This window comes from Sorangium sp. So ce302 (assembly GCF_051530145.1).
Classification (GTDB): domain Bacteria; phylum Myxococcota_A; class Polyangia; order Polyangiales; family Polyangiaceae; genus Sorangium; species Sorangium cellulosum_B.
On record NZ_CP150326.1, the window covers coordinates 1,496,501 to 1,518,648 of the forward strand.

The following is a 22,148-nucleotide window of genomic DNA, read 5'->3' on the forward strand; positions in this document are numbered from 1 at the left end:
GCGGCCCCAGGCCGGGACGAGCTGATACGCTGCGCCTCACGCACCAGCTCGTCCCTCTGAGCCCTCGCCCCATCCTTCCATGAAATCACTGTCTCGCGGCTTTCCTCTCCCTCTTCACTCTCTCGCTCCGGCGCTCGCGTGCGTCACGCTCGCGGCCGCGGCGTGCGGCACGGACGCCACCGGGCCGAGCGAGCCGCGGGACACCGGCGTTCATCCGCGGCTCCTCGCGCGCCCGGAGCACCGCGACCTCCTGCGCTCGCGCGTCGATCGCGAGCCCTACGCCTCGATCCTCGCCACCCTGAAGCGCCGCGCCGACCGCCCCTACGAGGAAGAGCCCGACCCCGCTTCATGGGACCACAAGACGAACGGCAACAACGCCTCGACCGCGCAGGCGAATGCCCTCCTCGCCTGGGCCTTCGAGGACCGGGCGGCGGCCGACAAGGCGCGCGAGTTCCTGCGCCGCCTGGAGACCCACTGGGACACGAACACGGTCCTCGACATGAACATCCGGATGGCGAAGATCCTCATGGGGTACACGAACACGTGGGACCTCCTGAGCGCCACGCCGTGGTTCCCCGACGAGGAGTCCGCCCAGGCCGAGAGCAAGATCACCGACATCACCGGTCAGTTCTTCGCCAAGTACCTCGAGCAGGATTTCTATCGAGATCTCCTGCTGCGCCCCGCGCAGAACAACCACCCGATCCGGACCGCCGACGCGCTCGGTTATGTGGCGCTCGCGTTCCCCGAGCACCCGGCCGCCGCGACCTGGTGGAGCTGGTCGATCTCGGAGCTCGATTACCTCTGGGGCCCGGACGGCCAGTACGTGCAGCCCGACGGCGGGGCGTCCGAGGGCCCGTATTACTCCGGCTTCGCCTGGGGCCCCACGGCGGCGTTCTTCATCGCCCTCGACAACGCGCTCGAGGGCGAGGTGGCCTTCACCCGCGACTGCCGTACCCGCTCCGACGAGGACCCGTGGGCCGGACATGGCTGCGTCGACGGCGAGCAGGGCGCGCTCAAGGTCCCGCTGCGCGGCGGGCTCTTCACGAAGGCCGTCGACTGGTCGCTCTCGCTGCGCCTCCCCTGGGGCAGCCGGCCCCCTGTCGACGACGGGGTCTTCACCCCGTTCAACGGGAGCCCGCTGCTCACGTCCTTCGGCGGAAGCGGGGAGTACCTGTGGGACTGGGAGCAGAACCGCGACCCCCAGGCCATGGAGTTCGGCGCCGACCTCATCGCCCATCACCTGCTCTACGTCGACGACGCAGTGGCCCCAGAGGCGCCGCGCTTCCTCACGCGCTTCTTCCCCGACACCGGCCACGCGGTGTTCCGCTCGGACTGGGGGGACGACGCGCGCTGGCTCCTGCTCCTCGCGGAGCACGGCTCGGCGCGCAAGGCGATCCACGACCACGTGGACGGGACGTCGTTCTCCCTCGCGGCCTACGGAGAGTACCTGTTGATCGACGCCGGCTACTACAAGCCCGATTCGCTCGACAACGCCAAGACCAGCCAGTCGCCGTCGCACAACGTGGTCCTCATCGACGGCCGATCCGCGCCCGACAAGGGGCTCTTCAACGATTTCGGCGACGCGGACGCCTTCCTCCGGAACACCCACGACGGCGACGCCGTCGACTACGCGGAGGCGCACCAGGACTACCAGGACACGCACGTCGAGCGATCCGTGGCCTTCATCGACGGCCGCTACTTCGTGGTCGGCGACCGCCTCTCGACGTCGCACCCGGCGGCCCGCGCTCACGCGTGGCGGCTGCACGGCTACGCGGGGCTGACGTCCGGAGGCACCTTCGAGCTCCTCCCCGACGGCGGCCGATGGGAGCGGGCGCGGGCGGGCGTCGAGGCGCGCGTGTTGTCGACGTCGCCGGGGCTCGCCGTCGTGGAGCCGCCGTACACGCCGCTCACCGCGCCCCACGTCCACGAGTTCGAGGAGGACCGCGAGGCCGCCGACCACGCCGTCATCGACGCAGCCGTGCAGGCCGAGGCGCCGGGGTTCCTGGCGGTGCTCCTGCCCTACAAGGTCGGCGTGGACGCGGGCCCCGACGCGCCGCTCCAGGCGGCGCCGATCGCGGCGGAGCCCGGCGTCGTCGCGTGGCAGATCGAGAGCGAAGGAGGGACCGACGTCGCGGTGCTGCGGAGCAAGGGAGCCCCGGAGGCGCTGGCGCTGCCTGGGGGGCAGGTCCTCGAGACCGACGCGGAGCTCGTCGTGCTGCGGATCGAGGGCGACCGGCCGTTCGCGCTGATGGCGCGGGGGACGAGGGTGCTCCTCGACGGGAGCCCCCTCGTCACCGCGCCCGATGCCACCGGCCTCGCCGTGGAGGAGTGAGATGCCGCCGAGAGCTCGCCCTCCCATGTCGCGCACGTCGCGCTTCCGCGCGCTGCTCGTCGCTGCCGCCGCGTGTGCCGCCGCGGCCGGCGGGTGCGCGGGGGACCCGGGCGCCGGGCAGCCGGGCAGCTCCGGGGCGAGGTGCGCTCCGAGCTCGCCGTCGGCGGAGGATGCGTTCGCGCGCGAGCGCGCAGCCGACTCCGAGAGCATCACGCTGGCGCGCGCGATCGCCGACCGCTGGATCACCGAGCACCCGGCGGAGTCGCTGCCGTGGGACTGGGGCGAGGGCACGGTCATGCTCTCGCTGGTCGAGCTGTACCGCGTCACGCAGCACTCCCCGTACCGGGACTACTACCGGCGCACCATCGACCGCCACATCGAGTACGGCTACGAGATCACGACCAGCGACCGCTGCCCGCCGGCCATGGCCGCGCTCGCGCTCCACGAGGAAACGTGCGCGGCTCCCTATGCGAAGGTGGTCGACGACGTGCTCCGCTACCTCTACGAGGAAGCGCGCCGGACGGAGCAGGGCGGCATCAACCACCTCGGCGTGTCGCCGCTGTTCGAGCCCACCCTCTGGGTCGACTCGCTGTTCATGTTCGGCAACGTGCTCGTCCGCGCCGGCGAGCGCTCGGGCGAGGCGCGTCCGCTCGACGAATTCTCGAATCAATTCCAGATCTTCGCATCGCTCCTCCAGGACGAGCCCGGGCTGTTCCGGCACGCGTACAACTGGGCGGCGCCGCAGGATCCGGACGTGTACTGGGCGCGCGGCAACGCCTGGATCACGGCGGCCGGCTACGAGTACCTCCGCGTGCGCGCGGCGCGCGGCGAGCGCGACGACGCCGTGGCCGGGGCGCTCGAGCGGCAGGTCGCGGCGGTCCTGGGCGCGCAGGACCAGGACAGCGGCCTGTGGTGGACGATCATGAACCGCCCCGGCGAGATCTACCTGGAGACGAGCGCGACGGCCCTCTTCGCCGTCGGGCTCGCGCGCGGGTTGCGCCACGGCTTCCTCGACGCCTCGGTGCGCCCCGCGATCGACCGCGCCATGGCGGGCGTGCGCTCGCGCATCGAGGAGGACGGCTCCGGGCGGCCGGTGGTGACCGGAATCTCCGGGCCCACGACGGTCGGCAAGCTCGAGGATTACGCGGCGGTCGAGCTCCGCGACGACCTCTCGTACGGCGTCGGAGCCGTGGTCCTGGCGCTCGTCGAAACGTCCGGGCTGTAGCGCTGCCAGCGCCACGCTCGCCGCGGCCTCGGCGCGCGACCGCCGCGCTCCTGCGCCGCGGTTGCCTTGCTGCTGCGCTTCGCCTACGCCTCAGCGCGTCCGCCGGCCTTCGCAGCGCGATGGCCGGAGCGACGAGAGCGGCGCACCCTGGTGCGTCACGCGCGGGTCAGGTGAACCGGGCTCGCGCGGGCCGCGGCCGTCCCTGGGGACGGCGCGCAGGCCACCGCCGAGGACCCTCATGCCTGCACTCGTGAAGCTCGACGCGATCACCAAGGTCTACTGGATGGGCGAGGTGGAGGTGCAGGCGCTCCGCGGCGTCTCGCTGGAGCTCTCGCGGGGCGAGATGGTCGCCATCATGGGGGCCTCGGGGTCAGGCAAATCGACGACCCTGAACGTCATCGGCACGCTCGACCGCCCCACCGGCGGCCGTTACCTCCTCGACGACGAGCCGGTCGAGGAGCTCGACGAGGTCGAGCTGGCCCAGCTCCGCAACCGCAAGATCGGGTTCGTCTTCCAGTCGTTCAACCTCCTTCCGCGCGACACCGCCCTCGCGAACGTCGAGCTGCCCATGGTCTACGCCGGCGTCCGGCCGGTCGACCGGCGGGCGCGGGCCGCGCGGGCGCTCGCGCGCGTCGGCCTCGAGGACCGGGCGCACCACCTGCCGAACCAGCTGTCCGGCGGCCAGCAGCAGCGCGTGGCGATCGCCCGCGCGATCGTCAACGAGCCGCCGCTCCTCCTCGCGGACGAGCCGACCGGCGCGCTCGACTCCGCCACCACCGGGCAGGTCATGGAGCTCTTCTGCGCGCTGCACGCGCAGGGGATGACGGTCGTCGTCGTGACCCACGACCGCTCGATCGCCGACTACGCCACCCGCGTCGTCACCTTCAGGGACGGCGCCATCGTCGAGGACACCGGCCCTCGCGGCCGGCGCGTGGACGTCTCGTCGCCGGTTCCTGGACCGTCGTCATCGGTTCCTGGACCGTCGTCGCCGGTTCCTGGACCAGCGTCGTCCCCTCCCGGAGGCCTCTCGTGAGCGCCCGGCGTCGGCGGCGCCTCTGGCCGTGGCTCGTCGGGGCGCTGGCGCTCGCCGGGGGCGGCGCCGCCGTCCTCGCGAAGGCCGGCGCCGGCCCCGCGCCCATCGACCCCGCGCTCGTCGTGACCGCGAAGCGCGGCGACCTCGCCGTCGAGATCCTCGAGACCGGGCGCATCGAGGCCCGCGAGCAGGTCGAGCTCAAGTCCAAGGTCGCGGGCCAGGTCGCCGAGGTGCTCGCGGACGAGGGCGCCCGGGTCCGGAAGGACCAGCTGCTGCTCGTGCTCGACCCGACCGACTACGAGCGCGAGGTCGCCCGCGCCGAGGCCGAGCTCGCCCGGGCCAGGGCCGCCGCGGGCTTCGCCAAGCGCGTGGTCGCGCAGCGGACCGCCGGCGTCGAGGCCAGCGTCGTCCCCGCGCAGGAGCTCGACACGGCCAAGCACGACCTCACCGAGAAGACCGTCGCCATCCGGCTCGCCGAGGTCGCGCTCAGCGCCGCCAGGGACCAGCTCCGGTACACGAAGATCTCCTCGCCCCTCGACGGCACCGTCATCCAGCGCAACATCGAGCCCGGCGAGGTCGTCACGCCGGGCGTGCAGTCGACCTTCAACGGCAAGGCGCTGCTCACCGTGGCCGACCTCTCGACGCTCGTGGTCAAGGTGGACCTCAACCAGATCGACGTGGCCAAGGTCGCGCTCGGCCAGACGGCGACCCTGACGCTCGACGCCCTGCCCGGCAAGACGTACGCGGCCAGGGTCACCAAGATCGCGCCCGCCTCGGTGAAGCTCGAGGGCCGCGAGGTCGACGTCTTCCCGGTCGAGGCCGAGCTCACCCAGATCGACGGCCTCATCAAGCCCGGCATGACCGCCGACGTGCGCATCCGGCTCGACAGCAGGCCGGGCGTGGTCTCGCTGCCCATCGAGGCCGTCGCCGACGAGGGCGGCAAGCAGCTCGTCACGCGCGTCGTCGACGGCCCCGACGGCAAGCAGACGACCGAGAAGGTCGAGGTCGCGCTCGGCGCGCGCAACGATCGCGACGTCGAGATCGTGAACGGCGTCCCGGAGGGGGCCCGCGTGCTCATCAACCCGCCCTCGGCGGCCGCGAACGAGACGAAGATGTGAGGTGGTCCGCCTACCTCGCGATCGCCGCGAAGGCCCTCTCGGCGCACAAGCTGCGGTCGCTCCTGACCGTCCTCAGCATCACCCTGGGCGCCTTCGCCATCGTGCTCATGACCTCGCTCGCGGAGGGCGGCCTGCTCACGCTGGGCCGCGGCATCGAGCAGCTCGGCGGGGCGCGGCTCATCCTCGTCGTCCCGAAGGAGCCGGAGCGCGCCGAGCGGAAGAAGACGATGTACGTCACCGGCTTCACCCGCCGGGATCGCGATCGGCTCGCGCGCGGCGTCCCCCACGTCGCCGAGCACACCATGTACGCCATGCTCGGCTCGCGCGACGTCACCTCCGACGAGGGCAAGGAGGATCGCACCGACTTCATCGCGGCCGACAGCGGCTTCCTCGACGCCTTCCGGATGCCCGTCGCGCGCGGCCGGACGTTCTCCGACGAGGAGGACCGCCGCCGGGCCCGGGTCTGCGTCGCCGGCCCGAAGCTCGCGGCGCGGCTCTGGCGCGGCGACCCGATCGGCCGGTGGGTGACGGTCGGGGCCCTGCGCTGCCGCGTGATCGGCGTGCTGGCCGACGCCGATCGGATGGGCGTCAACTTCGGCTTCAGCTGGGTCGACCTGCTCGTCGCCCCGCTCGACACGGCGGCGGACGTCGAGAAGGCGGTGAGCACCTCGGCGCTGCTCGTCATCAAGACCGACGACGTCCGCAACAACGACCCGGTGAAGCGCATCATCAACGCGCTCCTCGTCGACCGCCACCACGGCGTCGACGACTTCACCCTCCTCGATTTCAGCAGCATCATGCAGAAATTCGAGGCCATGTTCACCACGATGAAGGCGATCGTCGGCCTCATCGCGGGCGTCGCGCTGCTCATCGGCGGCGTGGGCGTGATGAACATGATGCTCGTCAGCGTGTCCGAGCGCGTGCGTGAGATCGGCATCCGCAAGGCGCTCGGGGCGTCGCCGCGCGACATCAGCGCGCAGTTCCTGGCCGAAGCGGCGCTGCTCTCGGGCTTCGGCGGCCTGCTCGGGGTCGCCGGCGGCGCCGCCGCGGCCGAGCTCGCCTCGGCGGTCATCCGCCGCTTCACGCCGAGCTGGATCGGCGCGGTCTCCACGCCGGCCGTGATCGCGGCGCTGCTCGTCTCCTCCGGCGTGGGCGTGGTCTTCGGGTGGCTGCCGGCCCAGCGCGCGGGCCGGCTCGACCCCGTGGCGGCGATGCGGCGATGAGGCTCGACGATCTCCTCCACTCGACGCGCGCCGTGGTCGCCGACCGGACCCGCGCCGCGCTCACGCTGCTCGGCATCATCATCGGCACCGGCTCGATCGTGCTGCTCGCCTCGCTGCTCGCGGGCGGCGAGGAGGCGCTCCTCCGGGCGAGCCAGCAGGCCGTGGAGGCCGACCTCATCCAGGTCCACCCCGCGGAGGTGAGCGTCAAAGACCGGCGCCGCACCCGGCGCGATCTCTCGCGGGACGACGCCCGCGCGCTCGCCGCCTCGCGCGCCCTCGGCGGCGCCTCTGCCCTGAGCGAGTCGGTGCGCCCGACCGAGGCCCGCGCCGGCGGCAAGAAGAAGCGGATCTCCCTCGTCAGCGCCGTGCCGGCGGCGCCGGCCCTCTACGACCTGGAGCTCGCGGCGGGCCGTTTCCTCGTCGAGGCGGATCTCGCGGCGCGGCGGCGCGTGTGCGTGGTCGGCCACGAGGTCTGGGCCGAGCTCTTCGGCGGCCCTCCTGCGCGGGCCGCGCAGGCCGAGCCGCTGCACATGACGGCCGACGGCCACGTGTGGACGGTCGTCGGCGTGCTCCGGGACCGGCCGATCCTCGGCTCCACGGACGACACGAACATCTGGAACCGCAAGGTCCTCGTCCCGGAGACCACCTACGACGCGCTCTACGCGCCGTCGCACAGGACCGACCGCCTGTACGTCCGGCAGGATCCGCTCGTCACCGTCCGGACGCCGCTCGCCGCGCTCCGTGGCGTCATCGACGCGACGCTCCAGCGCCGCCATCACGGGGTCAAGAACTTCAGGATCGAGGACGAGGACAGCCACGGCCAGGAGAAGCTCGTCCTCGACATCATCAAGATGCTGCTGCTCAGCACCGGCGTTGTCGCGCTGATCGTGGGGGGCATCAACATCATGAACATCATGCTGGTGACGGTGACCGAGCGGACGCGGGAGATCGGCATCCGCCGCGCGGTCGGGGCCTCGCCGCGCGCGATCCTGCTGCAGTTCCTGTGCGAGGCGGCGGCCGTCTCGCTGCTCGGCGGCGTGCTCGGCGTGCTCTCGGGGCTCGCCCTCTCCTGGCTCGCCAGCGCGCTGCTCGCGCAGATGGTCGGCCGCTGGGCGTTCCAGGTCGAGCCCTGGTCGCTCTTCCTCGGCCTCGGCCTCTCGGTCACGATCGGCGTGGTCTTCGGCTTCTACCCGGCCTGGCGCGCCTCGCGGCTCGACCCGATCGAGGCTCTCCGCTCGGAGTAGCGCGGCTCCCGAGGACGCTCACGTCGTCGCGGCGGCCTCGGCCGCTCCGCCGCCGTCCGCGCTCTGCTCGGGATCTCGCTTCGCGTGCGGGAAGCGGTCCATGCGGCTGAGAACGGGGAAGCCGAGGGCCCACAGCGCGGCGACCACGAGGGTGGCGCTGCCGCCGAGGAGGATGGCGGGCAGCAGGCCGAGCCAGCTGGCGGTGAGGCCGGACTCGAACTCGCCGAGCTCGTTGGAGGCGCCGATGAACACCGCGTTGACCGCGCTCACCCGCCCTCGGATGGAGTCCGGCGTCTCGAACTGCACGAGGATGTGACGGATATAGACGCTCACCATGTCGCCTGCGCCGACGAGGAACAGGGCGATGAGCGCGACGGTGAAGCTCCGGGTCTGCCCGAGGGCGATGGTGGCGAGCCCGAACACGGCGACGCCGCCGAACATCCAGCGGCCCACCTGGCGCGTGATCGGCCGGAAGGCGAGGACGCCGGCGGTGATCGCCGCGCCCGCGGCCGGCGCCGTGCGGAGCAGGCCGAGGCCGGTCGGGCCGGCGTGGAGCACGTCGCGCGCAACCGCGGGCAGGAGCGCGACCGCCCCGCCGAACAGCACAGCGAACAGGTCGAGCGAGATGGCGCCGAGCACCGCCGGCTTCGACCAGACGAAGCGAAGCCCCTCCAGCACCGCGCTCCACGACGTCGGCCCGGCGCGCCTCGCCTGCCGGGCCGCGCGCACGAGGCTCATGAGCACGAGAGAGACGAGGAGCAGCGCCGCGACGATCGAATACACGATCGTCGACCCGGCGAGGTAAAGGAGCCCGCCGAGCGTCGGCCCGACGATGACCGCGACATGGAAGCTCGATGAGCTGAGCGCGACCGCCTCGCTGAAGCTGTGCTGCGGCACCAGGTTCATCAGGATCGCCTGCTGCGCCGGCATCATGAAGGCGCGCGCGCTGCCGAACAGCACCAGCACCGCGAACACGGGCCACACCACGGTCAGGCCCGACACCGTGAACGCGAGCAGCAGCAGGGAGCAGAGCAGCTCCACGCCGAGGCCGACCGTGATGATGCGGCGCCGGTCGAACCGATCCGCCGCCTGGCCGGCGAAGAGGATCAGCGCGAAGAAGGGCGCGAACTGGGCGAGGCCGATGAGGCCCAGATCGAAGACATCGCCGGTCAGCGCGTAGACCTGCCAGCCGATCGCGACGCTCTGCATCTGCACAGCGACCGCGGAGAGCAGCCTGGCCGCGAGGTAGAACGCGAAGCTCCGGTGGCGCAGCACGCCGAGCCCGGTGAGGTTGTTGGAAGACATCTCGGCGCCTGCGGCGGCCCTGGTGGGGCGTTGTGGACTCTCGCTCAACCACGATGAGCAGCAGGGCATGTCGCGACCGAGTCCAGGAGTCGCGACGCCGTTATCAGCCCACGCGGCGTGTGTGATGGGCGATTCGCAATCCGCCATTTGCCATGAATCGCAACATCCGTACCAAGATCCCCGCGCCCGCGGTGGTCGTCTGGACGGCGCGCCTCGGGCGTGATCAGGCCAAGAGCGCGCCGAGGGGTCGCGGCCGCTGCTGCTCCAGCAGCAGCCTGTGGTGCTCGGCTGCGCCGCCACGAGCAACGCCCGTGGCGAGCGCGTCAGCCCTGCGCGAGCCGGGCGAGCGCCTCGCCGGTGAGGCGGTGGACGGTCCACTCGTCCATGGGCTTGGCGCCGAGCTTCCGGTAAAAGCCGAGCGCCGGCTCGTTCCAGTCGAGCACGGACCACTCGAAGCGCCCGCAGCCGCGCTCCACCGCGAGCTTCGCGAGGTGCACGAGCAGGGCCTTGCCGTGGCCTCCTCCGCGGTGATCCGGGAGCACGAAGAGGTCTTCGAGGTAGATCCCGGGCTTGCCGAGGAAGGTGGAGAAGCTCTGGAAGAAGAGCGCGAATCCCACCGGGATCCCCTCCGCTTCGGCCAGGACGACCTCGGCTGCTGGCCTCGGGCCGAAGAGGTGCGCTTCGAGCTCTCGCTCGTCGAAGGTGACCTCGTGCGCGAGCCGCTCGTACTCGGCGAGCATCCGGATGAGGCGGGCGATGGTGGGGATATCGGCGGCGGTGGCGGGGCGGATCATGGCGTCTCTCCGGCGGGTCATACCGCATCGTCGCGCCGCGGTGGAGGGAGTAGGCTCCCCGCCTGCATGACCATGACGACGCCGCCCTCCGCCGCCGGCCCGCGCTGGCTGTACCTGCACGGCTTCGCCTCGGGCCCGAGCTCGACCAAGGGCGTCCGGATCGCCGCGCACCTCGAGGGGCGCGGGGTCGCCGTCGAGCGGCTCGACCTGCGGGTGCCCTCGTTCGAGCGCCTGCGCCTGAGCGCGATGATCGGCGCCGTGAAGCAGGCGATCGGCGGAGAGCGCGACCGGGCGGTGGTGATGGGATCGAGCCTCGGCGGCCTCACCGCGTGCCGCGTCGCCGAGGAGGACGCGCGGGTGTGCGCGCTGGTGCTGCTCGCGCCCGCGTTCCGGATCATGGAGCGATGGCGGCTGCGGCTGGGTGAGGAGGGCTTCCGGGCGTGGGAGGAGCGGGGGTGGCTCGAGGTCGACGACTACGCGGAGAAGAAGCGAGCCCGGGTGGACTTCGGCTTCGCCGCCGACGCGGCCGAGGTGGATGAGCGCTCGGGGGGCTGGCCTGACGTGCGTGTACCCACGCTGATCGTCCATGGCCGGAGCGACGAGGTGGTGGACATCGAGCTCTCGCGGACGTTCGCCGCAGGGAAGCGGCATGTCCGGCTCATCGAGGTGGACGACGGCCACGAGCTCGTCGCCTCGATTCCTCGTATCCTCCGCGAAGCGGACGATTTCCTGCGCCATTTCCTCGTCGGCTGACGAACACCCGTTGCTGCCAGGACCGCGGACGCTGAGCATCTGTTCAGCGCGATACGCTCGTTGGCTGTCCCCTCACCAGCCGACTGGCATTCTATGCGAGAATGGCACAGCTATCAAGTGCGAAGAGCGCCGCTTACAGATCGTGTGCGACCGGCCGCGGATCGGCCGCGGTCGAGCGATCGGAGGAGCGAATGGCGACAGCGACGGCCACCGGGCGCACCGCGCCCGTCAACGACATCGAGATGTACTACGAGCTTCGCGGCGAGGGGCCGCCGCTCGTGCTGCTCCACGGCTTCACCGGAGCGGGAGGGGACTGGGCTCACGTGTTCGACCTCGCGGAGCTCGGGTGTGGACACACGGTCATCGTCCCCGATCTGCGCGGCCACGGCCGCTCGACCAACCCGGCTGGCTCGCTGACCATCCGTCAGTGCGCCTCCGACGTCTTCGCCCTCCTCGACCACCTGGGGGTAAGGGCGTTCCGGGCCATCGGCCTCAGCTTCGGCGCCAAGTGCCTCCTGCACCTGGCCACGCAGCAGCCGGACCGCGTCGCGTCGATGGTCCTCGTGTCCGCGACACCGTACTTCCCCGAGCAGGCCAGGGTGATCATGCGCCTCGTCTCCGACGAGGGCCGCTCGGAGGGGGAATGGCGGGACATGAGGAGCCGCCACGCGCTCGGCGACGCGCAGATCCGAGCGCTGTGGAATCAGCCGCGCCGCTTCGCGGCCAGCCACGACGACATGAGCTTCACGCCCCCCCACCTGTCGACCATCACGGCGCGCACGATGATCGTGAGCGGCGACCGCGATCCCCTCTACCCGGCCGAGATCGCCCTGGAGCTGTACCGGGCCATCCCGCGCTCCTGCCTGTGGATCCTGCCGAACGGCGGACACGGCCCCATCTTCGGCGAGTGGAAGGAGCCGTTCGCCCGCGCGGCGCTGGCCTTCCTGCGCGGCGAGCAGGGCGAGCAGGCGGAACTCCGGGCATAATACGGGAGACGCTCGTCAGGCCTCCTCGGGGATGGCCCAGCTCACCTGATCGAGCGAGTCGCCCATCGTCTCCGCCGGACTCCGCCGGAAGAGAGCAGGGCCCGTAGCCGCCGACGACGCCACGAGAGGGCCTGGCGCCTCGGCGGTTCAGCCCTTGCGCGCTCGACGTCATCGGCGCTTTGGTTCCCTTCCCGCGGCCCGCGCGGCGCGCCTGGCGGCCGCGCTCCCCGCCACCGCTAGCGCTGCCCGGGCTCCGAGGCGCGGCGTCGCCGACCTGCGCCGCCAAGCTCGCCGAGCCCGGCAGCATGCGAGGTCGCGCCTCGATCGCTCCCGCGCCGACCCCCGCCCTGACAGGGGTGCCGCCCAGCAGAGAGGGTGCGCTACGATGGTAAGCCACATGACCGCCGAGCCCACCGCATCCGCCACGACCGAGGATGATGTCCACGCGGGATGCCGTCCCGAAATGCCATTGCAACCGTACCTGTTCGTCGTGCTGCACTGCGATCGCCTCCTGGCCGGCGGCGCTCGGTACGGCCTCGCTGACGTGGACGAGGTCACGATCGGCCGCGGGGCGGTGCGCGCGGCGGCCCGCAAGCTCGATGGAGCGCGCCGGCGGCTCGAGCTCCGTCTCCCCGGCGGCACCGTCTCGTCGATGCACGCGCGCCTCGCGCGCAGCGCCGAGGGCTGGATCTTCGAGGACGCGCAGTCGAAGAACGGGAGCTTCCTGAACGGCGAGCGCGTCACGGGCGTTGCGCTGTTGCGCGATGGCGACGTCATCGAGCTCGGCCCCGTGCTCCTGCGCTACCGCGCCGCCCTGCCCGCCTCGCCCGGCGCGGCCCCCGACCTCGACACGGTCGACCTTGCTCCGCGCGCCCCCGGCTGCGCCACGCTCTCGCCGCCGCTCGCCGAGCAGCTCGCGGCGCTCGAGCGCATCGCCCCGCGGCCGATCACGGTGCTGCTCCTCGGCGAGACGGGCAGCGGCAAGGAGGTGCTGGCGCGCGCAACGCATGCCCTGTCGGGCCGCGCGGGGCCCTTTGTCGCCGTGAACTGCGGCGGCCTGCCCGCGTCGCTCCTCGAGAGCCAGCTCTTCGGTCACGTCAAGGGCTCCTTCACGGGCGCTGCCCGCGACGAGCCCGGCACGATCCGCAGCGCCGATCGCGGCACGCTGTTCCTCGACGAGATCGGCGATCTACCGCTGTCGGCGCAGGCCGTTTTGCTCCGGGTGCTGCAGGAGCGCGAGGTCGTCCCGGTGGGCGGCACGCGCCCGGTCAAGGTCGACCTGCGGGTCATCGCCGCGACGCACAGGCCGATCGAGGAGATGGTCCTGCGCGGCGAGTTCCGTGGGGATCTGTTCGCGCGGCTGTCCGGCTACCGCCACTTGCTCGCGCCGCTGCGCAGCCGGCTCGAGGATCTCGGCCTGCTCGTCGGCGACCTCCTGCGGCGCTCGGAGGTGCCCGCCGCGACCAATCTCCGGTTGAGCCCCGCCGCTGGCCGGAAGCTCCTCGCGTACCACTGGCCCCTCAACATCCGGGAGCTGCAGCAGATCCTCTCCGTGACCGCGGCGCTGGCCAGCGGCGGCGTCGTCCACGCGGAGCAGCTTTCGGAGCTGACCCGCGAGGCGCAGGCGCCGCCCCCGCCGGGCTGCGTCGATGAGCGCGGCGACGCGGAAGCGCTGGAGCGCCACCTCATCGCGCTGCTCGAGAAGCACCGCGGCAAGGTGAGCCATGTCGCCCGCGACATGGGCAAGGCGCGGATGCAGATCCACCGCTGGATGCAGCGGTTCGGCATCGATCCGAACGATTACCGCAGCGGCTAAGGGCAGCTCACGGACCCTCTCTCGTGGGGTGGGACACAAATCGGCCCGATTTACCATCTCCCCAGGCGATCGCCGGCCACCGCTCGCTGGTCAGCTTCGGCGATGAGTCGGCGGTCCCGACCAGCACTATCGGGACCCGCTCTTCGAATCGAGCCAGAGCGAGATGAATTGAAACGCCTGGAGCGGCACCGGAAGAGCCGGAAATCGGCCCTCTGCGACCTCGACAATGGAGTCGATGGATCCCGGATAGACCAGCGCAGACCAGCCGTCGGCGGCGAAGCATGCCAGAAGAGCGACCTCCTCGATCAGATACTCTCGCGCGATCGTCTTCCAGCGCTCGCTCGGGCCGGCCTCGCCCTGCCCGATGCTCCGCGCCGTCCGGGCCAGGTACTCACTCGCGAAGGCATGGACTGTCTCGCGAAAGGCGGCGTTCTCATCGTAGACCGCTCGCACATCGCCGAGATACGGCCGGAAGCGAGGGTGATCGGCGAACTCCGTCCCATAACGGAACTCGAAGGTGATCTGGTCCGTGGTGTAACGCCGGAAGATTGCCTCGGTCTCCGCGACATAGCGCCTGCCGAGGGCGCGCGCCTCGCGCTCGGCCACGTCCGGGGCCATTCCCTCCCGCACCTCCAGGCTGATACGACCCAGACTGTCGCCCACGAGCACGCAGCAGTGGTTCGCGCGCGCGGCGATCCATCGGACGATCGCCTCGAGCTTGGCCCCATGAAATGTAGCCGCGTTGCTCCCGCCCAGGCTGACCCCGAGGACGCAGCGATCGAGCGTGTCGACGGCGCCTCGCAGGCGAGCCGGCGCGACGTGTTGGATGATCGTCCTGTAGCCCTCCTTGCCCGGATAGAGAGGCTCCGGAAGCGTGCGCGCTCCGCTGTTTGCATGCCGGAGCTTGCCCTCGTGCTTGCGCTTCGCCTCGATGGCCGTGCGCGCTTTCCGCTGGATGGAGACGAGCTCTTCGACGTCGAGCCGGTCCCAGTCAATCTGTTGCCAGGGGGAAAGGTGCTCACCGACAATTGGTTCCGATCTCATGGGAAACGACTCCTATGACGCTGAAAGCGTATTGAGCGCGGGCAGCGTGACAGCCGCGGCATCCGATCGCTGCGGTCTCAAGAGCGCTGCCGGTCCACGTCGACGATGCATAAATAAGCAGGAAGCGTGCCAGCCGATATCCCGGCGACGCGACGCGCGCCCACGGACCCCGGGCGGAGACTCCGCACGTCGCGCGGCGGCGCCTTGGGCCCGAGCCGCGGTCAAGGGCGCGGGTTGGGCCATGCAACGGCTGTAACGCGGTTACTGTCACGGTTACAGCGCCTCGCGCCCGCGCTTGCCTGAGCGGACGCCGATCCGGCGGCGCCGCCGCGCCTGGGGTACCCTGCACGCTCGCACCGAGGATCCGAGGATGAGCACATCGAGCACCAAGCACGCGCTCTTTCGCCGTCTCTTCGACAGCCCGGGCATCGACGGCGACGGTGTCGTCCTCCGCGAAGAGCCGCTCGCCGCCGCCCAGGGTTCGCTCGGAAGCGCCCTCACGAAGGCGTTCAACACCTCGGACGACAACGCGGATGGCACCCTGACCTGGGAGGACTTCGCCTAGCTTCTTTCGTGGATGCCGCAGGCTGGCTCTGGAGTGAAGGCAGCCGCTTCAATGTCGGGCTCGTCGCGCGCGTGCTCGCCGGAGAAGCTTGTCCCCATCAAGAACATCCCGCACAGGGCGCTCTTGCGCGGCTACACCGCTCCGAAAGCTCAAGCGCCATCCACGTGGCGCGAAGAAGCCCGTGGCGAAGAGAACCCGGTACGCGGAGAAGAGTCACGTATCGACTGCTCGACTCTTCGCAGAATCCAGGGAAAAGTCACCTTGAAAGGGCTGGTGTCGGCTCTGCTCCGGCCGAGCGCCGGCGCTCCTCGTCGTTGCGGCGCGCATCGGGGCCCTGCTGTCCGTCGGCCGACGCCGCCCCGCGCCCGGCATCGTCGACCCCAGCGAGAGCCGCCAGGAGTCATGCCTATGGCGATGGCTGGGCGGTTACTTTGCACCTGTGCAGCCCAGCAAGCTCAGCGCGCCGGCTACCGAATCACAAGGCCGGGCCGTATCTACCGCACCCCCGCCGCTCCCGCATCGACGAAGGTGACCTGCGACGTCGGCCCGCCCAGGAACTGGGTGGCGGGTACCACGGGGGTGATCTCAGCGGCGGTTTCGCCGTCCGCGTCGATGACGACCCCCACGCAAGAGTAGACGCCTATCGCGCCGACCAAGCAGGTGACCCCCTGTGTGTGCGTCAACGTGCCGCCGCCTGCAAGAGTGTAGGTGAGGCTAACCTCTCCAGAAAGGTCGGCGGTCAGCTTGCTGGCGGTCCCGGTGAGCGTGGCAGTGGCCGCACCGCCGGTGATGATGTTGTTGGTGGTCGCATCCACGCACGCGGACAATGTGCCGCTGAGCGAGACCGTGGTCGCCGTGTTCGACAGGGTGAGCGGTGGATTGAAGGTCATCGTTCCGGCCATTCTGCAGCTGATGGCGTAACCTTCGGGCTCCGCGTCCGGATCCGCGTCGGCCGTGGTCAGCGTGGGGAACTCCGCGTCGATGTTCGCGCTGCTCTCGCCGGTATCTGCGACACAGCCGGTCGTCGATGAGAGTGCGGTGAGAAAAAGAGCGCTCAGGATCCATCTGGGTGTAAACATAGCTCTACCCCCGTCAGTGTTTGTACGCACAGACGCTGATCATGCGACCTGTCCGGCAGCACTCTCGTGGCGAATGTGTGTCGCGAGCCGACAAGGCCCGTGACCATCGGTCCGGTTGTCGCCCGGTCGCAGAGATTCGTTAAACACGAAGCGTGCCGCTCGGCTCTCGTTGTCCGGCCGCCGCAGGGTAACCGCCCAGCCATCGCCATGGGTATGGCCGCTTGCGGCTGTCGCCGCGGTCGACGATGCTGGGCGCGGGGCGGCGTCTGCCCAGGCTGGGGCGCATGCGCGCGGAAACGCGAGGGCCGGCGAGGAGCTCTCCCCCGGGGCGAGGCTCGAGAGCCGCGTCGTTCAGGACGCGTCGGCGTCACCAGCGGCCGGGGCCGCGAGCGACGCTCGCGCCCACACGTCGGGCAGCAGCTCGTCCAGCCGTTCGCGAGGCCAGCCCGCCTGCAGCTTGCCGAGCACGTCCGTCGCCCAGGCGAGCGGGTTGACTCCGCGCATCCGACACGAGCCAAATACCGTGTAGCCGACGGCTAGGCGCTGAGCTCCCTTGTCAGAGCCCGCGAATAAGTAGTTCTTCCTGTTATGTGCAGCTCTACATAACCGTAAACATCGCGCCGTAGCCGGCATAGCCATCTCCCTGCAGGTAGCCGGTGAAGCCCAGCAGCGGCGCCGCCGGATGCTTCGCCCTCCAGTCCGGTGCGTACAGGAACCCCACGAGCTCTGCCCCGACGAAGGCCCAGATGTGACCTCTCTTCACCCCCGCTGGATGGTCCTGGTCCAGCACGCGCATCCCCGTGTCGTCGGCGCGCAGGTAGCACGAGCCCAGCACGCGCTCCTGGATCCTCTTGGCCACGGGGGCGAGCACGTCGAGCGCGAAGGCCGACCACTCTCCCAGCGTCGATGGCGACAGCGACACGCCGAAGCGAGCGTACTGCTGCGCCTGCCGGTACAGCGGCATCGCGTCCTCGAACTTCTCGACGATGATGCTCGCGAGCAGCCCCGGCCCCGGGCGCCCCCGATCCATCACCTCCTCGCTGTCTACCGCGACCCTCTTTATGGAGAGCCGTCAGGGCGGTATCCTCGACGCGGTATGATCCGCCGGCACCCTCTCACGCTCGCCGCCGCGGCGGCGCTCCTCGCCTGGCTCTCCGGATGCGCCGGCGCGCAGGCGACGGCCGGCCGCCCGCGGCCGCCGCTCGAGGCCGCCTCCACCTCCGCCGCCGAGACGCCTGCCGCCGCGCGCGTGATCGTCGAGCGCGGCGTCGAGTACACCCGCGCTGGCGGCGAGCCGCTGCTGGCCGATGTCCTCCGGCCCGACCCCCCGGTCGCGGCCCGCCTGCCGGCGGTCGTGTACATCCACGGCGGAAGCTGGAAGCAGGGCACGCGCGAGCAGGGCCACGAGTTTCTCCCGCAGCTCGTCGCCACTGGCCGGTACGTCGGTGTCACGATCGACCACCGCTTCGTCCCCGCATTTCCGTGGCCGGCGCAGCTCCACGACGCGAAGGCCGCCATCCGGTGGCTGCGCGCCGCCTCGGAGCAGTACGGGGTCGATCCGCGGCGCATCGCCGTGTGGGGGGAGTCGTCCGGCGGCCAGATCGCGAGCGTGCTCGGCACGACCGGCGGCGAGGCCGCGCTCGAGGGCGACCTACCGCTGCCGCAGGGCTTCCGGCCGCCGGGGACGCCGCTGTCGAGCCGCGTGCAGGCCGTCGTCGACTTCTGCGGCCCCACCGACATGGCGGACTTCTTCGCGTCGGCCACCACGCCCGAGGCGGTGGCCGACATGCACGGCCGGCTCGACCCGCTCTTTGGCGGCCCGCCGCCGGAGCGCGCCGACCTCGCGCGCTCGGCCTCGGCGATCCATCACGTGGACGCGCAGGATCCGCCGTTCTTGCTGATGCACGGGACGCGCGACGATGTGGTCCCGTTCCGCCTCTCCGCCGCGATGCACGAGGCGCTCTCGCGCGCGGGCGTGCCTAGCGTGCTCGTCCCCGTCGCCGACTGGGGACACGGCTTCCGGGGCGCCGAGATCGACCGGCGCGTGCTGGCCTTCCTCGACAGGCACCTCTGGCACAAGGCTGCTGCCGTCTCCGGCGAGCCCGTGCGCGCCGAGCGAACCCCCGATTGAGGGCCGCGCCGGACGGTCCGGGAGGCTAGGCATCATAGAATCGTGGCGTCCGCAAGGTCGATCCTGCTGGTTCCCGCACCTGCCGATCGTGGCCGCGCAACCGGACACGTCGGAGGAGCTCCGCCGTCGCCTGGCGAGGGTGGCGCCGTGCTCGCGCACCTCAAGACGCTTCGCCCCGCTGCGCGGGCGCCTTCGGCGGCCTGGACGCGCGCTGCGCGCGGTGCCTGCAGGGTGGCGTGGGCGAGGGCGGAGGGGCGCTCCGCTTGGGGCTCGCTCTCGGGGCAGGAGGGAGGGCAACACGAGGTCGGCTGCCGTCAGGAGCTGTCGGCCGCGCGATCTCAGGTGATGGCCGGATGGCGCTCTCCCTCCGCCTTTGGGAACCTTGGGTTAGGCGAACAAGGACCCAGAAAGGCCGACAAGTACGTGGCGCTGGAGGAGGGCACCCAGAGCGCTTGGCTCTACGAGAGCCTCTCGCCTCATGCGAAGGATGTGGTGGTGGCGGCGATTGGCGAGAGCCGGGGCCCGAAGGACGACGCACGAGACGCGTACAAGCTCGTCGACGATCTGCGCACGGGGGCGATCTGCTCCAATAGCGTGTAACAGTGATTGTAACCATGTTACGCTGTTACTGTCACTGTTGCACTGCTCGCCGAGGAGGACAGCGGCCGCACCGAGCTCGCCGACGTGCGCCTCGACCCTACGACGGCGCGCTTGGTGCCCGCGCGACTGACAGCTGGACGAGGACGCCGGCCGCATCGCGGCGTACTGCCGAATCGCGGCTGGCGATTCATGGACGCGTGCTGGGTCAACAGTTGCTGGGATGGCAGCGTGTATGTCTACCGCATCTGATCAGGGTACCTCGTCGCCGGCTACATCGGAGCTCGGCCAGGTGCGGCTCGGCTCCGGCCGAGCGCCGGCGCTCCTCGACGCCGCGGCGCGCATCGGGGCCCTGCTGTCCGTCGGCCGACGCTGCGCGCGGCCGTCGGCCGACGCCGCCCGCGCCCGGCATCGTCGACCCCAGCGAGAGCCGCAAAGGATCATGCCTATGGCGATGGCTGGGCGGTTACTTCGCACCTGTGCAGCCCAGCAAGCTCAGCGTGCCGGCTACCGAATCACAAGGCCGGGCCGTATCTACCGCAGCTTCGAGGCCGGATCGACGAAGGTGACCTGCGACGTCGGCCCGCCCAGGAACTGGGTGGCGGGTACCACGGGGGTGATCTCAACGACGGCTTCGCCGTCGGCGTCGATGACGACCCCCTCGCAAGAGTAGACGCCTATCGCGCCGACCAGGCAGGTGACCCCCTGGGTGCGCGTCAACGTGCCGCCGCCTGCAAGAGTGAAGGTGAAGCTAACCGCTCCAGAAAGGTCGGCGGTCAGCTTGCTGGCGGTCCCGGTGAGCGTGGCAGTGGCCGCACCGCCGGTGATGACGTAGTTGGCGCTCGCGTCCACGCACGCGGACAATGTACCACTGAGCGAGACCGTGGTCGCCGTGTTCGACAGGGTGAGCGGTGGATCGAAGGTCATCGTTCCGGCCATTATGCAGCTAATGGTGTAATCTTCGGACTCCGCGTCCGGATCCGCGTCGGCCGTGGTCAGCGTGGGGAACTCCGTGTCGATGTTCGCGCTGCTCTCGCCGGTATCTGCGACACAGCCGGTCGTCGATGAGAGTGCGGTGAGAAAAAGAGCGCTCAGGATCCACCTGGGTGTCAACATAGCTCTGCCTCCGTCAGTGTTTGTACGCACAGACGCTGATCATGCGACCTGTCCGGCAGCACTCTCGTGGCGAATGTGTGGCGCGAGCCGACAAGGCCCGCGACCATCGGTCCGGTTGTCGTCCGGTCGCAGAGATTCGTTAAGCAGAAACTGTGCCGCTCTGCTCTCGTCATCGAGCCGGCGCAGGCTCACCCGGGGAGGTCCTGCGCTCTGTAGATCTTCACGGGCGCCCTCTGGCGCCGCCCGGGAGCGCCGCGACGCCGGGGATCGTGAGCTGCCCTCAGCCGCTGCGGTAATCGTTCGGATTGATGCCGAACCGCTGCATCCAGCGGTGGATCTGCATCCGCGCCTTGCGCATGTCGCGGGCGACATGGCTCACCGTGCCGCGGTGCTTCTCGAGCAGCGCGATGAGGTGGCGCTCCAGCGCTTCCGCGTCGACGCGCTCATCGCCGCTGCCCGGCGAGGGCGGCGCCTGCGCCTCGCGGGCCAGCTCCGGAAGCTGCTCCGCCTGGATGACGCCGCCGCTGGCCAGCGCCGCTGCCACGGAGAGGACCTGCTGCAGCTCCCGGATGTTGAGCGGCCAGTGGTACGCGAGGAGCTTCCGGCCAGCGGCGGGGCTCAACCGGAGATTGGTCGCGGCGGGCACCTCTGACCGCCGCAAGAGGTCGCCGACGAGCAGGCCGAGATCCTCGAGCCGGCTGCGCAGCGGCGCGAGCAGGTGGCGGTAGCCGGACAGGCGCGCAAGGAGGTCCCCGCGAAACTCGCCGCGCAGGGCCATCTGCTCGATCGGCTTGTGCGTCGCGGCGATGACGCGCAGGTCGACCTTGACCGGGCGCGTGCCGCCCACCGGGACGACCTCGCGCTCCTGGAGCACCCGGAGGAGGGCGGCCTGCGCCGGCACCGGGAGATCGCCGATCTCGTCGAGGAAGAGCGTGCCGCGATTGGCGCTGCGGATGGTGCCGGGCTCGTCGCGGCCAGCGCCTGTGAAGGAGCCCTTGACGTGACCGAAGAGCTGGCTCTCGAGGAGCGACGCGGGCAGCCCGCCGCCATTCACGGCGACGAAGGGCCCCGCGCGGCCCGACAGGGCGTGCGTTGCGCGCGCCAGCACCTCCTTGCCGCTGCCCGTCTCGCCGAGGAGCAGCACCGGGATCGGCCGCGGGGCGATGCGCTCGAGCGCCGCGAGCTGCTCGGCGAGCGGCGGCGAGAGCGTGGCGCAGCCGGGGGCGCGCGGAGCAAGGTCGACCGTGTCGAGGTCGGGGGCCGCGCCGGGCGAGGCGGGCAGGGCGGCGCGGAAGCGCAGGAGCACGGGGCCGAGCTCGATGACGTCGCCGTCGCGCAGCAGCGTGGCGCCGGTGACGCGCTCGCCGTTCAGGAAGCTCCCGTTCTTCGACTGCGCGTCCTCGAAAATCCAGCCCTCGGCGCTGCGCGCGAGGCGCGCGTGCATCGACGAGATGGTGCCGCCGGGGAGACGGAGCTCGAGCCTCCGGACCGCTCCCTCGAGCTTGCGGGCCGCCGCGCGCGCCGCCCCGCGGCCGATCGTGACCTCGTCCACGTCGGCGAGGCCATACCGAGCGCCGCTGGCCAGGAGGCGATCGCAGTGCAGCACGACGAACAGGTACGGCTGCAATCGCGTCTCGGGGCTGCATACCGCATGGCCAATCTCCTCGGTCGTGGCGGATGCGGTGGGCTCAACGGTCATAGGGCGTCACCATCGTAACGCACCCTCTCTGCTGGGCGGCACCCCTGGCAGGGCGGGGTCGACGCGGGATGGATCGAGGAGCAACCCA

The 22,148-nt window shown here is 71.1% G+C and carries 17 protein-coding genes and 1 pseudogene; 11 read left to right on the forward strand and 7 right to left on the reverse strand.

The genetic code is table 11. The features are described from left to right. Positions 1–79 precede the first annotated feature (79 nt). From WME73_RS05715 to WME73_RS05740, 6 genes are all read left to right on the forward strand, one after another. Positions 80–2,332, forward strand: coding sequence for a heparinase II/III domain-containing protein (locus tag WME73_RS05715; RefSeq protein WP_437915009.1), 2,253 nt, complete (start codon positions 80–82; stop codon positions 2,330–2,332). Positions 2,333–2,357: 25 nt separating this feature from the next. Further along, the gene (locus WME73_RS05720) at positions 2,358–3,557 is read left to right on the forward strand and encodes a glycoside hydrolase family 88/105 protein (protein WP_437915010.1); all 1,200 of its coding nucleotides are present in this window, start codon (positions 2,358–2,360) and stop codon (positions 3,555–3,557) included. 238 nt (positions 3,558–3,795) lie between these two features. After that, the gene (locus WME73_RS05725; RefSeq protein WP_437915011.1) at positions 3,796–4,590 is read left to right on the forward strand and encodes an ABC transporter ATP-binding protein; all 795 of its coding nucleotides are present in this window, start codon (positions 3,796–3,798) and stop codon (positions 4,588–4,590) included. After that, positions 4,587–5,708: an efflux RND transporter periplasmic adaptor subunit gene (locus WME73_RS05730; protein WP_437915012.1), complete on the forward strand. Its 1,122-nt coding sequence runs from the start codon at positions 4,587–4,589 to the stop codon at positions 5,706–5,708. The genes WME73_RS05725 and WME73_RS05730 overlap by 4 nt, the downstream gene beginning before the upstream one ends. Beyond that, positions 5,705–6,931, forward strand: a complete 1,227-nt coding sequence (locus WME73_RS05735) for an ABC transporter permease (protein WP_437915013.1) — start codon at positions 5,705–5,707, stop codon at positions 6,929–6,931. Before WME73_RS05730 ends, WME73_RS05735 begins: the two co-directional genes overlap by 4 nt. Beyond that, positions 6,928–8,175, forward strand: coding sequence for an ABC transporter permease (locus WME73_RS05740; protein WP_437915014.1), 1,248 nt, complete (start codon positions 6,928–6,930; stop codon positions 8,173–8,175). The genes WME73_RS05735 and WME73_RS05740 overlap by 4 nt, the downstream gene beginning before the upstream one ends. Positions 8,176–8,193: 18 nt before the next feature. Here the strand turns inward: WME73_RS05740 and WME73_RS05745 are convergent, their stop codons facing one another. Together WME73_RS05745 and WME73_RS05750 are read right to left on the reverse strand one after the other, a co-directional pair. Then, positions 8,194–9,480, reverse strand: coding sequence for an MFS transporter (locus WME73_RS05745; RefSeq protein WP_437915015.1), 1,287 nt, complete (start codon positions 9,478–9,480; stop codon positions 8,194–8,196). A gap of 323 nt (positions 9,481–9,803) precedes the next feature. After that, positions 9,804–10,274, reverse strand: coding sequence for an N-acetyltransferase family protein (locus WME73_RS05750; protein WP_437744500.1), 471 nt, complete (start codon positions 10,272–10,274; stop codon positions 9,804–9,806). Positions 10,275–10,340: 66 nt separating this feature from the next. Here WME73_RS05750 and WME73_RS05755 point away from each other — a divergent pair, with 66 nt between their 5' ends. From WME73_RS05755 to WME73_RS05765, 3 genes are all read left to right on the forward strand, one after another. Further along, entirely contained in the window at positions 10,341–11,027 is a 687-nt protein-coding gene (locus tag WME73_RS05755; protein ID WP_437915016.1) for a YqiA/YcfP family alpha/beta fold hydrolase, read from the forward strand. A 191-nt stretch (positions 11,028–11,218) separates the two neighbouring features. Next, positions 11,219–12,013, forward strand: a complete 795-nt coding sequence (locus WME73_RS05760; RefSeq protein WP_437915017.1) for an alpha/beta fold hydrolase — start codon at positions 11,219–11,221, stop codon at positions 12,011–12,013. A 463-nt stretch (positions 12,014–12,476) separates the two neighbouring features. Beyond that, entirely contained in the window at positions 12,477–13,829 is a 1,353-nt protein-coding gene (locus WME73_RS05765) for a sigma 54-interacting transcriptional regulator (RefSeq protein ID WP_437915018.1), read from the forward strand. Positions 13,830–13,955: 126 nt separating this feature from the next. Here WME73_RS05765 and WME73_RS05770 read toward each other — a convergent pair whose 3' ends face one another. Continuing rightward, a complete protein-coding gene (locus WME73_RS05770; protein ID WP_437915019.1) occupies positions 13,956–14,873 on the reverse strand; it encodes a tRNA-dependent cyclodipeptide synthase in 918 nt (305 codons plus the stop codon). Positions 14,874–15,243: 370 nt separating this feature from the next. On the opposite strand from WME73_RS05770, the gene WME73_RS05775 reads away from it, so the two are divergent. After that, a complete protein-coding gene (locus WME73_RS05775; RefSeq protein WP_437915020.1) occupies positions 15,244–15,438 on the forward strand; it encodes a hypothetical protein in 195 nt (64 codons plus the stop codon). Positions 15,439–15,932: 494 nt separating this feature from the next. Here the strand turns inward: WME73_RS05775 and WME73_RS05780 are convergent, their stop codons facing one another. Both WME73_RS05780 and WME73_RS05785 read right to left on the reverse strand, forming a co-directional pair. Beyond that, positions 15,933–16,517 carry a hypothetical protein gene (locus WME73_RS05780; protein ID WP_437915021.1) on the reverse strand — a complete coding sequence of 195 codons (585 nt, stop codon included), beginning with the start codon at positions 16,515–16,517 and terminating at the stop codon, positions 15,933–15,935. A gap of 351 nt (positions 16,518–16,868) precedes the next feature. Further along, a pseudogene (locus WME73_RS05785) lies at positions 16,869–17,562 on the reverse strand (IS66 family transposase); the annotation flags it as partial. A gap of 51 nt (positions 17,563–17,613) precedes the next feature. Here WME73_RS05785 and WME73_RS05790 point away from each other — a divergent pair. Beyond that, complete coding sequence (locus tag WME73_RS05790) at positions 17,614–18,648, forward strand: alpha/beta hydrolase fold domain-containing protein (RefSeq protein WP_437915022.1); 1,035 nt, start codon at positions 17,614–17,616, stop codon at positions 18,646–18,648. A 1,131-nt stretch (positions 18,649–19,779) separates the two neighbouring features. On the opposite strand, the gene WME73_RS05795 is transcribed toward WME73_RS05790, so the two are convergent. Together WME73_RS05795 and WME73_RS05800 are read right to left on the reverse strand one after the other, a co-directional pair. Beyond that, complete coding sequence (locus WME73_RS05795; protein WP_437915023.1) at positions 19,780–20,361, reverse strand: hypothetical protein; 582 nt, start codon at positions 20,359–20,361, stop codon at positions 19,780–19,782. A 280-nt stretch (positions 20,362–20,641) separates the two neighbouring features. Then, positions 20,642–22,060 carry a sigma 54-interacting transcriptional regulator gene (locus tag WME73_RS05800; protein WP_437915024.1) on the reverse strand — a complete coding sequence of 473 codons (1,419 nt, stop codon included), beginning with the start codon at positions 22,058–22,060 and terminating at the stop codon, positions 20,642–20,644. Positions 22,061–22,148 lie beyond the last annotated feature (88 nt).

What these genes read in the sequence shown, in the direction of transcription:
- WME73_RS05715 (WP_437915009.1), top strand. Translation starts at nt 80, where the DNA reads ATGAAATCACTGTCTCGCGGCTTTCCTCTCCCTCTTCACTCTCTCGCT.
- WME73_RS05720 (WP_437915010.1), top strand. Translation starts at nt 2,358, where the DNA reads ATGTCGCGCACGTCGCGCTTCCGCGCGCTGCTCGTCGCTGCCGCCGCG.
- WME73_RS05725 (WP_437915011.1), top strand. Translation starts at nt 3,796, where the DNA reads ATGCCTGCACTCGTGAAGCTCGACGCGATCACCAAGGTCTACTGGATG.
- WME73_RS05740 (WP_437915014.1), top strand. Translation starts at nt 6,928, where the DNA reads ATGAGGCTCGACGATCTCCTCCACTCGACGCGCGCCGTGGTCGCCGAC.
- WME73_RS05745 (WP_437915015.1), bottom strand. Translation starts at nt 9,480, where the DNA reads ATGTCTTCCAACAACCTCACCGGGCTCGGCGTGCTGCGCCACCGGAGC.
- WME73_RS05750 (WP_437744500.1), bottom strand. Translation starts at nt 10,274, where the DNA reads ATGATCCGCCCCGCCACCGCCGCCGATATCCCCACCATCGCCCGCCTC.
- WME73_RS05755 (WP_437915016.1), top strand. Translation starts at nt 10,341, where the DNA reads ATGACCATGACGACGCCGCCCTCCGCCGCCGGCCCGCGCTGGCTGTAC.
- WME73_RS05760 (WP_437915017.1), top strand. Translation starts at nt 11,219, where the DNA reads ATGGCGACAGCGACGGCCACCGGGCGCACCGCGCCCGTCAACGACATC.
- WME73_RS05765 (WP_437915018.1), top strand. Translation starts at nt 12,477, where the DNA reads ATGCCATTGCAACCGTACCTGTTCGTCGTGCTGCACTGCGATCGCCTC.
- WME73_RS05770 (WP_437915019.1), bottom strand. Translation starts at nt 14,873, where the DNA reads ATGAGATCGGAACCAATTGTCGGTGAGCACCTTTCCCCCTGGCAACAG.
- WME73_RS05775 (WP_437915020.1), top strand. Translation starts at nt 15,244, where the DNA reads ATGAGCACATCGAGCACCAAGCACGCGCTCTTTCGCCGTCTCTTCGAC.
- WME73_RS05780 (WP_437915021.1), bottom strand. Translation starts at nt 16,517, where the DNA reads ATGTTTACACCCAGATGGATCCTGAGCGCTCTTTTTCTCACCGCACTC.
- WME73_RS05790 (WP_437915022.1), top strand. Translation starts at nt 17,614, where the DNA reads ATGATCCGCCGGCACCCTCTCACGCTCGCCGCCGCGGCGGCGCTCCTC.
- WME73_RS05795 (WP_437915023.1), bottom strand. Translation starts at nt 20,361, where the DNA reads ATGTTGACACCCAGGTGGATCCTGAGCGCTCTTTTTCTCACCGCACTC.
- WME73_RS05800 (WP_437915024.1), bottom strand. Translation starts at nt 22,060, where the DNA reads ATGACCGTTGAGCCCACCGCATCCGCCACGACCGAGGAGATTGGCCAT.